At 50.8% G+C, this 14,408-nt stretch carries 10 protein-coding genes; 6 read left to right on the plus strand and 4 right to left on the minus strand.

Annotated elements, in window-relative coordinates:
- Nucleotides 1-2: 2 nt before the first annotated feature.
- The 6 genes from D0S45_09475 to D0S45_09500 all read left to right on the plus strand — a co-directional run bounded on the left by D0S45_09475 (nt 3) and on the right by D0S45_09500 (nt 7,255).
- On the plus strand, nt 3-1,193 hold the full coding sequence (locus tag D0S45_09475; protein ID TIH15802.1) for a beta-ketoacyl-[acyl-carrier-protein] synthase family protein: 1,191 nt from the start codon (nt 3-5) through the stop codon (nt 1,191-1,193).
- Nucleotides 1,190-2,083, plus strand: a complete 894-nt coding sequence (locus D0S45_09480; GenBank protein ID TIH15803.1) for a hypothetical protein — start codon at nt 1,190-1,192, stop codon at nt 2,081-2,083. Before D0S45_09475 ends, D0S45_09480 begins: the two co-directional genes overlap by 4 nt.
- 3 nt (nt 2,084-2,086) lie before the next feature.
- Nucleotides 2,087-3,247, plus strand: coding sequence for a 4-coumarate--CoA ligase (locus D0S45_09485; GenBank protein ID TIH15804.1), 1,161 nt, complete (start codon nt 2,087-2,089; stop codon nt 3,245-3,247).
- 99 nt (nt 3,248-3,346) lie between these two features.
- A complete protein-coding gene (locus D0S45_09490) occupies nt 3,347-4,210 on the plus strand; it encodes a hypothetical protein (protein ID TIH15805.1) in 864 nt (287 codons plus the stop codon).
- 155 nt (nt 4,211-4,365) lie between these two features.
- A complete protein-coding gene (locus tag D0S45_09495) occupies nt 4,366-6,309 on the plus strand; it encodes an aldehyde ferredoxin oxidoreductase (GenBank protein ID TIH15806.1) in 1,944 nt (647 codons plus the stop codon).
- 175 nt (nt 6,310-6,484) lie between these two features.
- The gene (locus tag D0S45_09500) at nt 6,485-7,255 is read left to right on the plus strand and encodes an FkbM family methyltransferase (GenBank protein ID TIH15807.1); all 771 of its coding nucleotides are present in this window, start codon (nt 6,485-6,487) and stop codon (nt 7,253-7,255) included.
- Nucleotides 7,256-7,282: 27 nt separating this feature from the next.
- Here the strand turns inward: D0S45_09500 and ade are convergent, their stop codons facing one another.
- From ade to flgK, 4 genes are all read right to left on the minus strand, one after another.
- Nucleotides 7,283-8,980 carry an adenine deaminase gene (gene ade, locus D0S45_09505; protein ID TIH15808.1) on the minus strand — a complete coding sequence of 566 codons (1,698 nt, stop codon included), beginning with the start codon at nt 8,978-8,980 and terminating at the stop codon, nt 7,283-7,285.
- Between the two features lie 94 nt (nt 8,981-9,074).
- A complete protein-coding gene (locus D0S45_09510; protein TIH15809.1) occupies nt 9,075-10,808 on the minus strand; it encodes a flagellar hook-associated protein in 1,734 nt (577 codons plus the stop codon).
- Nucleotides 10,809-10,820: 12 nt separating this feature from the next.
- Complete coding sequence (gene flgL, locus D0S45_09515) at nt 10,821-12,314, minus strand: flagellar hook-associated protein 3 (protein TIH15810.1); 1,494 nt, start codon at nt 12,312-12,314, stop codon at nt 10,821-10,823.
- A 9-nt stretch (nt 12,315-12,323) separates the two neighbouring features.
- Nucleotides 12,324-14,408, minus strand: coding sequence for a flagellar hook-associated protein FlgK (flgK, locus tag D0S45_09520; GenBank protein ID TIH15811.1), 2,085 nt, complete (start codon nt 14,406-14,408; stop codon nt 12,324-12,326).

Genomic DNA, 14,408 nt, shown 5'->3' on the forward strand with positions numbered 1-14,408 from the left:
TTATGGACCGTCCCGTCAGTATCTGCGCCAGCGGCTGCATCTGCGCCGCCGGAAAGGACACCCGCGCATGTTTTGAAACCATGTTGGACGGGGATGTCCAGCCAACTTTTGCGCCCGGATTTTCCTATGACCAGCCCATGCATTCCCCTGTTTTTGCAGTAGAGCAGGAGTGGATCACCCCGAAAGAACAAACTCCAGCACTGACCGAGACCATGCAGCTTCTTTTCCCGGCAGTGGGAGAAGCACTTGCGCAAGCCGGACTGAACCGGGAAAGACTGGGGAACCTGAAAGTCGGTTCCTGCATCGGATCATCCACCGGGGCCTCCCTTAATTTCAAATCCTTTTATCAGCAGTGGCGCGAAGGCAGCGAACCGGATCTTCAAGTAATTGAAAGCTATCTGCACTGCAACCCGGCAGCGGCTCTGGCAGATCAATACGAACTTAACGGCCCGGTACAAACCGTGACCAACGCATGCTCTTCCGGCACTGACGCCATCGGCATCGCGGCTTCGTGGATCAGGCAGGGACTTTGCGATCTGGTCATTGCCGGGGGCGCAGACGCACTGAGCGGAATTTCCTACACCGGATTCTCAAGGCTGATGATCACCAGCCCGGAAAGATGCCGTCCCTTTGACAAAGACCGACAGGGCTTAAATCTCGGCGAAGGCGCGGCAGTACTCATTCTGGCCAGCGATAAGGCAATGCAGGAACTGAAACTTGGTTCCATAGGCCAAGTGCTGGGTTACGGAACCTGCTGTGATGCCTACCACCTGACCGCTCCCCACCCCGAAGGAACCGGGCTGAAGCAGGCCATTAGCGAAGCCCTCAAGCGTAGCAAGATCAACACACAAGAAATCGGTTTCATTAATGTGCACGGAACAGGGACTGAAAACAATGACCGCATTGAAGGTCAGGTCATCAGCGAACTTTTCCCATCCACCCCGTTCACCGGAGTAAAAAGCTTTACCGGACACACCCTCGGTGCTGCCGGGGCCATTGAAGCAGTCATGACGCTCATGTCCCTGCGATACGGGCTACTCATGCCCACCCGTGGCTTTCACGAAGCAGCCCCCGACGCAAAAGCAATTCCGGTTACCCAAAAGACCGAGATCAAAGCTGAATACGGGCTCAGCGACTCACTTGCTTTTGGAGGCAACAACTCTGCACTCGTTTTCAAAAAGGGGGCAGTATAATGCGCCTTGCCCTACATGGAATCGGCTCCGCGCTGGCTGAAACCGAAGGCCCAGTGGATACATCCGATCTCAATTCATATTTCGCACCCCGCCGTTTACGCCGGGTGGACCATTTTACCCGCATGACCCTGCTGGCCGGATGCCGCGCCCTGCACGACGCAGCCGGAACAATACAGGAAGACCTGAAAACACCGCTGCCCCTGCATGAAGACATGGGCATTGTCATCAGTACCGGGTATGGCCCTTCCCAGACCATCTTTGAATTTCTGAGTTCCATCATCGATCACGGAGCGGGCTGCGCATCTCCGCTGGCTTTTTCCCATTCGGTGCACAATATCCCGGCGGCAACCATGTCTGTTTTTCTAAACAATCCCAAACCCTACACCACTCTTTGCCAACTGCACGGCCCCCTTCTTGCCGGATTGCAGACCGCCGGATGCTGGCTGGCTGAAAAAAGGGTACAAAAAGTACTCCTCGGCCTCGTGGACGAAAAAACTCCCCTGCTGACAGACAACACCCGTCGTCTGCTGGAAAAAAAAGGACTTCCCGGCGACCACATTCCGGTTGGTGAAGGAGCATGTTTTTTCCTGCTCGGCCCTGCTGAAGAAACAAATGACGCCAGATACGGCACACTGGAATTCGAAACTCTTTCCCCGCAGGAATTGCAAAAAACAGAATTCCCCGGATCGGCCTTTGCCCCGGCCCGCTCACTGAACAGACTGGCAAAACTGAGCCTTTCCGCCACTGCCTCCCGGCAGGCCGATATGCCCACTGCTGCCGGAACAGAGCTGGCTGCCGCTGCAATACATGCAAGAAAATCAGGAGCTGCGAGCTGCATTGAGCAGGCTGGAAACAATTTCGGACTCATTTCCGTGAAACCGCAAGGCTGAGCCATGACAGCAAACCTTTCACTCACTGCGCAAAATATTGAGGAAATGATATCTTCCACCCTGCTGGCGGAAATGAAATACTGTCAGAAACTGGAACTATGTCAGGGACAATCCCTTGCCAGCGGTTTTACCCCCGGCAATGGAGTCTTTAAGAATCCGGAGCTTCTTCTTGAGCGTATTGCTATTCAGTTCGGCATTGAATCACCTATACCGGCAGGAAAAAGCATAAGCTACGCGGCTGATTTTATCTTTGAGCAAACTGAAGGCAGACCACAAAACCTGACCTTCTTCACCTCCGGCAGCACCGGAACGCCAGTTGCTGCTGAATCCAGCTTTGCAAATCTTGAACAGGAAACCAACTCTCTGGCCCAACTCTTCGCGGACAGGAAGCAGGTGCTCAGTTTTGTGCCCCGCCACCATATTTACGGATTCCTGTTCTCCATCATGCTACCCAAAGCCCTAAATATCCCGGTGGAATACTGGCCGCCCATGCCCGGCACAGAACAAATTCAAAGAATGCGCAGCGGAGACCTGATCATCGCCTTTCCCCTGCTCTGGAAAAAACTGGAAAAGCTGGATAGTAAATTCCCGGATAATATTTTTGGCGTAACTTCCACCGGACCATGTCCGGCTGAAACAATTACCAGCCTGAGAGCGCAGGGACTAGCCCGCATGACCGAAGTCTACGGCTCGTCTGAGACCGGGGGCGTAGGCTATCGCCACAACCCTACGGACATGTACACTCTGCTATCCCACTGGGAACGGACCGGAGATTCGACGATTGAACGGACCGCAGCAACGGGCAATAAGCAATTGCATACCCTGCAAGACAACCTCGAATGGCATGGAACACAGTTCAGGCCGCTGAAACGTGCAGACAAAGCCGTGCAGGTGGCAGGAATCAATGTTTACCCGACGCGGGTGGAAAATATTTTCAAGGAATGCCCGCAGGTCAAAGACTGCTCGGTCCGTCCCATGCGCTTTGACGAGGGCGAAAGACTGAAAGTTTTTATCGTCCCTGTTTCTGAAATTGAAAGCGCTGACCTTGAAAAAGAACTGCGCAATCTGGCTAACCAAAAGCTTTCCCGCCACGAGAAACCCGGTAAATATAATTTCGGTCCGGCCCTTCCGGTCTCGGATATGGGTAAACGAGGCGACTGGTAGCTAACGCGCATAAGCAGTTACCCACTTATCTTGCTGCTCCTTCTGGCAATCTTTCTGAAAAAAGATTACATATGATTAAACATAGACCGGAGCGCATAAATGAACACAATCAATAAAACCGCACTGCTGCTTTTTATACTTGCACTTTTTCCCCTATCCACCGCCTGTGCCGATGATATAGCCAAGGGAGTCAACTGTCCTCCCGGCTGGAGCGACAATCAGGTGGCCCGTGGGGAGAACCGAGTTAAGCAGTGCATTTCCCCATCACTGGATTCAAGCATTGAACTCTACGTCACCCCCGGGAAAAGAATTCCACTGGATAAATTGCTGGAAAATTGGATCACTGCCCTAAAACAACAGGGATTCCCGCTGCAAAAACTGATTTCAGAAAACAAAGGACATGTTTCCGGAGCCCCGGCAATTTTCCGTGAATACGAAGGGAAGTCCGATGGCAGAAATTTTGAATCACTTCTGGCAGCCAGCCGCCACAATGGGGTCAATTACATATTTCAGGGCCGCTATCCCGATGCAGACCGCGAGGCTGAACAACTGGTAAGGCACTCCCTGAACACATGGAATTTTTCCGAGGACACCCCCAAGGAAGACACTCCCTATGACTCTCCGAAAGATGCCGGAACCAGCGGCAATTTCAAAAAAATCGGAGCCTGCTGGGCCTGGGGACTCTGGGAGGCTCCCTCCGGCGCATCTGTGGTAATCCTCCCGGACGGAAGGGCCATCTTTGACGGGCAGATTCTCAGGCATTGGCGTCCCACAAATGAAGAGGGAACAATCGTCATGGAAATTCCCATCAAGTGGGGAGGCGGCAGTGCCATATGGACCCATCCTGAAGGTAGGCATGACGTAATCATTCAGGAAGAATTTCCCGAAGCACGGCAGATTCTGCTCCGCGATTCATGGGAATACAGTTACAAGGGTGAAGTCTTCCGAGCCTGCAACCATTAAGAATAGACTTTCACAAAATACAATAAAAAAGAGGAATCTCCACCCCAGAGATTCCTCTTTTTTATCACCAACATTAATGGAAAAGTTGCCACTGTTCCTCAGCACATGGTATATCCTTAAGTAAGATAAGCAGTTCCCGAAACAACGGAGGCACCATGCACGGATGGGCAGGATGGATTTTAAGGGTTGATCTAAGTAACGGAAAAATCAACAGGATCCCGCTTGAACCAGAGCTTGCGCGGGACTTCATCGGCGGACGCGGGCTGAATTCACTGACCTTATTCAATGAAGTCGGACCGCACATTGATCCTCTCTCGCCTGAAAACGTCTACTGCCTTGGGGCAGGCCCCCTTTCCGGCACCCCGCTGGGGCTAACCAGCCGAGTGGAAGTAAGCACACTCTCCCCATATTCCGGTATTCTCGGTGACGGCAATGCCGGAGGTGCGCTGGCCTTCATGATGAAACGGGCCGGATTGGATCAGATTGTCATTACCGGACAGGCCGATAAGCCCTGTTACCTCTTGGTGGAAGACGAGCAAGTAGAACTGTGTGATGCAGGGGAATTGTGGGGACTTTCCGTCTGGGAAACCACTGATAAATTGCAGGAAAAACACGGCAAGGGCACCAGTGTTGCCTGCATTGGTCAGGCCGGGGAAAATCTGGTCCGGGTAGCAACCACCATGGTGGATAAGTATGCTTCCGCCGCTCGAGGTTCAGGCGCGGTCCTCGGCTCCAAAAAACTAAAAGCTATAGTGGTCAAAGGTAGTGGGCGGGTTTCGCTGGCGGACGCTGATCTATTTAAAAAACTCGCCGACGAAGACCGTAAATTTTTCAAAGAATCAGATTTCCAGCGCGAAGTGGTCGGACAGTACGGAACCCATATCGGAATGATGATGTGGGAACCGGGATTCCGCAATTACGAAAAATATTGGGACGACAAAGATGTACCGGACAAGCTACGTCCGGAGGCTTGGAAGGAATTTTCTCTCGGGCGGCACGGCTGCCACGGTTGCCATGTGCGCTGCAAAGATTATTACCGTATTCCCTCCGGATCACGAGCCGGGGAAACCGGAAAAGCCATGGAATACGAATGTATCTTCTGCCTTGGCACTAATTGCGGGGTGACTGATCCGGTAGCGATCATGGAGATGGAAAATATCTGCGACGCATACGGCATGGATGTACTGGCCCTTGGCAATACAATTGCCATGCTCAAAGATTTATACAGCCGGGGCCTGATTGACGAGGAATTAACCGACGGGCTGGACCTGAACTGGGAAAACCATAACGACCAGATCGAGCTGCTGCACCGCACAGCCCTGCGTCAGGGACTGGGTAATCTCGTGGCTGAAGGTATGTACACCCTTGCCAAGCGGCTGGGCGGCAAGGCCATGGATTACTGCTATCATGTAAAGGGCTTGTCACGCGGGCCCTATCCCAGCGGTGTTTTCTCGCTGGCTCACGCAACATCCACCCGCGGAGCCGACCACCTGCGCGGGCGTTCTTGGGCTTTCAGCCAGCCGGACCCGGACATGTTTCCCATCTTAAAAGAACAGGGTCTGTTACTGGAAAATGTGGAAAATGACCCGGCACCAGCAGTAATAGTAGGCGAACGCATGACCACCCTGACCGACTGCATCGGACGCTGCAAGGGTGCGGTAAACAACTGGATCAGTGCCATGCCGCTGGTCTGGAAAAAACCCATTTTCGAAGGACTGGCCGAGCTGCTGACAGCGGCAACAGGAGTCAACTACACCGCTGAAAAACTGAAACAAGCTGCGGATCGCGTTTACGCACTGGAACATGCCTTCAACATCCGGCAAGGAACCACCCGTAAGGATGACCGCATGCCCCAAAAACCGGAAATTCGCGACACAAATGAAGGTAAAGACGACCTGCGCAATCACGAGAAACATCTGGACCGATACTACACCCTGCGCGGATATGATCAAAACGGACGCCCCACTCCGAAACGGTTCAAGGAACTGGGGCTGGAATTTGTAGAACAGGGGTTAAATAAAACCCCGGCCCGCAAGCCTTGGGACGGCCCGCCCATGTGGAAGATGGATAATTATCCCTCAGGGTGTAGAAGGATCTAGAACGGCAATATCTTTTAAATAATTTAGTATTCCCTGACACAGCTTGACGGTTCCTCGGCAAAAATATAAAGATAAAAAATTAAGTTTTGTCATGATTAAGACTCAAAATCATGAGAGGGAAGCCAATTCACATCCCTCTAACCTTTTCATTTTTTACCTATAAAGCAAACAAAACATGGGCGTAAAAACATACTTAAGAACAGTAGGAGTAAATGGTCTCCTGCAACTACTGAAATCGAAGCTGACGAAAAGCGATCCCATCTATAAAACAAGTAGAAAAGAATGCAAATTTCCTTTCTGGGTTCGGCTCACTACTTCGGATATTCCTACATGCAAACAAATTTTCATATACCGGGAATATGATTTTGCAGTAAAAGAATCCCCCAAAATCATAATTGATGCAGGAGCAAATATTGGACTTGCATCAATTTTTTTTGCAAATAAATATCCTGATGCCCAAATTCTCGCCATAGAACCAGAGAAAAGCAATTTCGATCTGCTTGCCCGAAACACTGCCCCATACCCAAACATAACCGCAATTCAAGCTGCATTGTGGCATAAAAACGAACAGATCAACCTTGTTGACCCCGGCCTCGGTAAATGGGGATTCATGACCGAACAAAAAGGAATCTCTGCCCAACAGAACAATATCTGCCATTCCGTTCCTGCTATTACTGTTTCCAAGCTCATGGAAGATTATAATCTCGAAAAAATTGATATTTTAAAAATTGATATAGAGGGAGCAGAAAAAGAGGTATTCAGCGACAGTTCCCCATGGGTGAACAAAGTGAATTCCATCATAGTAGAACTCCATGAAAGCCAAAAACCGGGCTGCAACCGCAGTTTTTATTGTGGGACAAATGGTTTTGATACGGAGTGGAAACAGGGAGAAAACGTTTATCTGTCAAGAAACAACTACCTGAGCAAGCAAACCGACAGCAATTAAATCTCCTTCAAACTTAAAAAAGCTTTGTCACACCCACAGCCCGGTAAAATCAAATGCATCCACATCCACCAATCCCCGATCTGTAAGTTTCAGGCTGGGGATAACCGGAAGGGCCAGAAAAGATATCAGCATGAAAGGATTGTAGGAGCAACCAAGCCGCTGAGTAGCATGGTCCAGTCCGCGCACTCCTGCGGCCACTTCAGCCAGCCCTTTATCACTCATCAGCCCTGCCACAGGCAGGGGCAATGTCGCCAGTAATGTACCGTCACGGACAACCGCAAAACCGCCACCCATGCGGACGGCTTCACGTGCAGCCAGCACCATGTCCGCATCGCTTATTCCGGCCACAATCAAATTATGGGAATCATGAGCCACGGTTCCGGCAATAGCTCCATGAGAAAGCCCCAGCCCACGCACAAATGCACTGGCATGATTGCCTGTTGCCCGGTGACGTTCAATCACCGTAAGCTTACAAATATCCCGCACTGGATCGGCAACAGGCAAACCGTCTTCCAGCAAAGGTTCCAGTTCCAGATTCTCAGTCAAAAGCTGTCCGGGAGTTACCCCGATAACCCTGATTAGCCCGCTGCCCTTTTCCGAAGCAAACATATCCTCGTCTATCTCAGCTCCCACATGCATGGAACCGCGCGGGGCAACACCATTGCCGGATTCAAAGCTGCATTCTTCTAAAGGAGTACCGTTTAAATAAACTTTCTGAATGGCAAAATCCTTGAGGTCATCCACCAAAAAACAATTGGCCCGGTAGCCCGGCCCAATTGCACCGTAACCTCGAAGCCCAAAATAGCGGGCCGGGTTGATGGAAACCATCTGCACTGCCCGTAGCGGGTCCATGCCCAAAGCCACGGCCCGGCGCACCCCGTAATCAAGATGCCCGTTCTCGCGCAGGTCCAACGCATTGCGGTCATCGGTAACTATGGAAATATTCTGGGAGTTGAAATCATTAACTACGCCGAGCAAATCTTCCATATTTCGCTCAAGAGACCCTTCACGCATCATCAAATGCAGGCCCGCACGGATCTTCTCCATTGCTTCCGAAACATTGGAACACTCGTGGTCACTGCGCGGCCCGGCAATCACATAGCCGTTCAAATCTTTTCCCGAAAGCAAAGGAGCATGACCGTCAATGATCATGCCTGTTGCAGCCTCAAGCTTGGACAGCACTTCCGGGTCCCCCGCCAGAACTCCGGGAAAATTCATCATTTCAGCCAGCCCAAGAATCCTGTCGGGATAACGTCGTAAAAAATTCTCTACATCAACAGCACCCAGCCGTGCGCCGGAATCCTCCAACCCGGTGGCCGGAACGCAGGAAGGGAACATAAAAAAGATGGATACGGGCAAATCATGGGAGATCTTGAGCATATATTCCACACCCGCACGGCCCAGCACATTGGCTATTTCATGGGGATCACAGACAACGGCAGCAGTGCCGTGTTCAGCCACGGCCTTGGCAAAATGGGGAGGAGTCAGCAAAGTAGATTCTATATGGATATGCCCTTCCACCAGACCCGGAAGCAAAAAACGCCCTTCAGCATCAAATTCGCGTTCAGCAGCATAATCCCCAAAACCAAGAAAAACACCATTAGCAATACCAACATCCGATTCGTGGATTTCCCCACTGAGAACATTCACCACCCGGCAGTTACGGATAACCAAATCAGCACGATCAGAACCACGGGCCAGATCAATCATTTGAGCCAGCTGCATAAACCCTCCAGCATTAAAACAGAGTCAAAGCAATCTCCGACACTATCAAGTTAACACCTTTGGACTGAGCAGGATAGCACTTAAATATAAGAATTTACTTCTTACCACTCCCCAGTTTGGCAATCTGTCCCTGTAGCATTTTCAGCTTCCCCCCATACTTGGAAAGTACAGTATCAAGGCGGGCGTACTTGGCCTTCAAGGTTTTCTCCAGCCTTTCCAGACGGTTCTTTTCATAATCAAGTTTCTTATCGATATTCTTGATAATTCCGGTGTAGTTTTCACTGATAATGTTCAGGATACCGGTCTTGGAATTGGTCATGTCTTTCAACGTCTCAACCATTTCTATTGTCTTCCCGGTCTTGATACCCGCTGTACCGGAATATGTTCCATCTGCACGGTTATCTACACGGAGAGCCATACCCAGCCCGGCCATATCATCAGCTGTAATCTCCCATCCGGCTATCCGGGCGGCTTTGCCGTTAATTGTGGCGGAAGTTATCTTGCCGCCTGAAACGGTATAAGAAACTTCATGACTGCCGGGCTTAGTGACTCCTTTAATCAAAGATTTGATCGTGAAGTTCGGGGAGCTGGTACTGGCCTCGTAATCAGCAGAAAAAAGTTTAGCAACCCCATCCGGGTTATCTTTCATGGCCTTTTCAAATTTTTCCTCATCAATTTTCAACAGCCCGAAATTAGCTGAACTCTGATCTGAATCAGTTTCAATACCGAGTGTTCGCAGGGTATTATATCTATCCCCGGCACCGGTGGCGGTATCAAAATTATTGAACCCCTGTCCCTTGGTGGCCGTAATATCCTTGAAACGATGGGAAGCGAGCTGCACCCCATAATTCCCAGTCAAAACCGAGCCTTTTTTGGTTTCACTGTCCACCTTGGAAATATCACGCAGGGCCTTACGCACCACATTAACCTGCTTCACGAATTCACGCACGTTTTCCATTATCTTTTCGGTATCCGTGCTCACATTGACAATAACCGTTCCCGGCGAAGTCGGTTTTTTAAGATTCAGGGTCAGCCCCTTTGAACCATCCGTGACCATGTTAGTTTCGCGTTCAATCCAGTTGTCCGCACCTTCAGGGAAGCCGTCAATTTTGACCTTGGAATTCTGTCCCTGTTGCAAATTGCTCATGGCAGAAGGAGCAAGGGCAGCAAGAGTGGTGGAACTGTTAAAAGTAACACGGTTGGCTTCACCCATTTTCAGACTGCTGAATTTAAGCCGATATTCACTCCCGGTTTTAATCGCTTCCACCTGAACATTTCCCCTCAGCTCTGTGGTGGCGTTAAGCATTTTGACCAATCCCTCCACCGTAGTCCCTGCGGGCACATCAAGGTTTGCGGTCTTGCCTGCACAACTGATACTAATTTTACTGTCTGCGGGGGAAACAACGGTCTTGTCCGAAGCAAAGCCGGAGCTGGATGTCCAGATATCGTTACGGGCCAGCTGCTTGATTTCAACCTTATAAGGAGAAGTAGGAGCGGTACTGTCCGCCGTGGCGGTTACACAGGAAGAATCGGTTGAAGTAGTAACCCGGCCCATAAACTTGCCGATACTATCCATCTTCTTAAGTGCAGTGCTCAATTCCCCCATCTTGGTATTGAGATCCTTAAGACTTTCCTTTTTCTGCACCCACTGGGATCTCCAATTCTCCAGTCTGCGCTTATGAAAACCCTGCTGCTTAACTGTCTTTTCAACAATTTTCCCGAAATCAGTACCATTCCCCAGCTTTTCAAACTTGGTCTGCCCGGACCAGTAACCGGAAGTTGTCTTGGCTGCGGAAACCTGTGCTCCAACTTTACCTATATCTGCCATGACTTTTCTCCCTTACATGTAATTAAGGATAGACAGTTCATTAATCATCCGCGAACTGCGGGCCACGGCCTCATAAATAAGCTTGCTCTGGTTAAGCTCACTAAGAAGTTCACCAAGGTCGGCATCTTCGAGACGGCTGATAAGGGCGGTATTATTGTCCTTGCGAATTTCAGCAAGTTTCTCCGCGCTGGAAGCCCGGTTCATGCGGGCCCCGATTTCTGCGGCTTTCATTTCCACATGCTCGTGAACCTTCTTCAGCTCGGCCACACATTCGCCGATGCCTTTCTTGTCATTTGTCTCCACGTAGCCGATAAGCCTGCCCAATGTTTCAAAGAGATTGCTGTTTTTATTATCAGGAGAAGGAGTAGGATCGGATTCTCCGGGCTTGGTATAAATCCCGCCAAATATTTCCTTACCCACATTGTTGACCCGGATGGAACGGCTCTGGGAAATATCAAGACGCAGGTCAGCGGTATTAGGCCGGATAACGAACTGATCTCCGCTGCTTATGGTACTCCCGGCACCGGAAGAAAGGGTCAGGCTGCCGCCAGGAACTTCAAGGCGGGAATCGGCGGAAACATTGGAATGAACCCAGCTGGACCCGTTATCGAGACTGTAGGAATAAGTGATAGGCGGAGTGTTCACATCGCCGTTCTTGTCGATACGCACCAGCACATCGCTATGGAATTTACCGTCAGCCTTGGTGATAACCTGCGTGTCCCCGTACTTGATAACATTAAGATCGTCGTTATCATCACCGTGGTACTTAAGGGCCGGACGCACGATAAGCCGGGTCCCGGTTCCCTTGTCCGTAAATTCCGTAACGGCGGAACCATTCTTCATCTCCACAGTGGCCGGACCAAGATCAAGCTCAGTATTTCCCGGATTGAGGGTTCCATTCTTCCAGGTCTTGCCGCCGTCTGAACTATATTTATAAGTGATGGTATCGGTGCCCACGGTTCCGCCGGAAGTAAACCGCACATCGACTGAGGATTCCGAAGCACCTTTCACTGCAACCACGGACCCGGCAGGAAGATTGGGATCGGTTGTGGTGGCGGACAGGGTCTGTTCGTAAGCGTTGGTATCCAGCTTATGTCCGGCAAAAAGAGACTTGCCCCCGAACTCGGTGTTGGATTTATTGAGCAGATTACCCATTATTCCACGCAGATTCTGGCCAATGGAACGCCGTTGTTCTGCGGTCAGGGTTCCGGTGGCTGCCTGCTCCGCCAGAGTCTTGATGCGCCCGATATCTGTACTGGTTTGTTGCAACACACCGTCAGCCAGACTCAGCCAGCTCGAAGCGGTCTTGATGTTTTTGATATACTGCTTGGTTTCATGTCCAAATGAGCGGCAATTGATGATCCCACCCATGGCTGCCGGATCATCGGAAGGAACCAGCACCCGCTTCTGGGCGGAGTTACGCATGGTAGCTTCAGCCATGCGGCTCATGGATGAATTCAAGTTGTAAAGCGACATATTGAAAATCTGATTGGTGGATATTCTCATTTTGTCCCCCTACTTTAGTGAAAGCAGTGTTTCGAACATTTCATTGGCAGTTTTAATCAGCTTGGCTGCTGTCTGATAAGAACGTTGATAACTGCTAATGTGGTTCATCTCTTCATCAATACTGACCCCACCCACGGATTCCTGTTTATCCACCAACCCCTTAAGCACAGTCCGGGAAATGGACATGTTGGCCTTGGCGTCAGCGGCATGCGAACCGACAGTTGCCACGAGAGACGAATAGAAATCATTAAAACTGGACTCAGTGGAAGTCCCCCCGGATTTGAAATTAACGTTCTTTTTCCCGGCAAGGGCCGCCACAGCACGGGCGGTGGTGTTATCACCTTTGTTCACTTCTCCGGCCCCGTTCACATGAGCAGCGGCGATCTTTGAAGGATCAGCCTCAATACTTGAATGTACCTTGATAGAAGCTGCGTCATGTCCCTCAAAGAATGTGTTGATGCCCAGCCCGGCAAGTACTCCGCTGGTGTCGTTAGAGAACTGGAACCTGTTATCTCCCAGCCCTTTGATGGAAAGCTTGCCATTGGTAATCACAGCCTGCGCCTTCCCGGAAAAGCTGGCATTGATGGCGTCGCGCACATTTTCAAGAGAATGCACAGAAGGATCGAAATTCTTCTTGCCCGGTGCAATGGATGAAAAATCTACAGCCGAAACCGAAACCTTTTTTCCAGTATCGGCATTGTAAAAAGCCATGCTGAAACTTCCCGAAGTGAGCTTATCCGCATAAGGTAGATTACTTTTTGCAAGCGGTATGGAACTGTCACGTAGCCCATAGGAGCCAATAGTATTGGCGTGGTTGACCAGCCCTGCTCCCTGCGAATGGGCGCGGTTCACTTCCCAGGCAATGGATTTGGCAAAAGAATTCAGCTTATCAATATAGGAACCGATCTTTTCATCACGGGCCCGGAGCAATCCGGCAATGGAACCGCCCTTTAAGCGGCGTTCTCCGTTATTTCCGGGAATGGGACTGACCGATTCGGAAGTGGAGCTGTTTCTATACCAGCGGACTTCGCTCTTTGGAGTCAGGATAAAACGGTCACCATCCTTAAGCTGGGTAGTAGCCGCGCTGGCACTGCTGCCCGCCTTTCCGAACCAGAACTTGACCCCGCCCACGGTCACGGCATCGTTCTGCCCCCCGGCATTGAACATTTTTTCGCTACCATCAGGGTTGCTGATCCAAGTTTTGCCGCCGTCACGGGAAACCTTAAACTGTGCTGCCGGAGCCGTACCGGAAGCATTACCGCCGCTAACAACCTGAATGGTCAATTCTTCACCGGACTGTCCGCTGAAATGGACTTCATCCTTGAACGAAGAGCCGTGTACCAACGAATTACGCACTTTCCCCTGTTCAAACTTCAATTCAAAGGCCTTGTCACCTTCGACCAGCTTCTGCCCTTCTCCCAGTGAAACAATTACCTGCCCGGAAGGCTCTTCCTGCACACTGATATCTACCATCGAGGAAAGACCGCGCAGCACCACATCCCTGCGGTCCAGCAAAGTATTATCAGTCGGGTTGGCAATGATCCGTTTATTCAGCTGGGCCAGTTCCTTGATAGCGTCGTTAGCCTTGCCCACTTCCTGTTTAAGGTGGGAGGTGATCAGATCCTGCTGGCGATGCAAATCGCTCATGAGTGAATTAAGCTGTGAAGAAAACTTCTGGGCCGATCCCACAAGAGCGACCCTGTTCGCGCCCAGTTGCGGATCATTGGCAAGAGACTGCCAAGCAGCCCACATGTCGGACATGGATTTGCTAACCCCGGCGTCCTTACTTTCCACGAAGAATTTCTCAACCATGGAAAGGTTGCCGGATTCAGCGCTCCAGCGGGAAAATTCCGGGGATTTATCCAGCACACCGCGCTCCAAAAACTGGGACAGATTACGCTGGATACTCTGGATAGACGCCCCGGTACCATAGGACCAGCGACCTTCCCTGATCGACATGTCTTCGTCCTGAATAACAGTCCTGCGACGGTAACCGGGGGTCTTCTGATTAGCTACGTTGTTGCCGTGAACAGTCAGCCCCATCTGGGCGTTCTGCATGGCTCCGCGGCCTATAGAAAATATATTACCAAGCAT

Origin of the sequence: Marinifilum sp. JC120 (genome assembly GCA_004923195.1) — a bacterium.
Lineage (GTDB): Bacteria > Desulfobacterota > Desulfovibrionia > Desulfovibrionales > Desulfovibrionaceae > Maridesulfovibrio.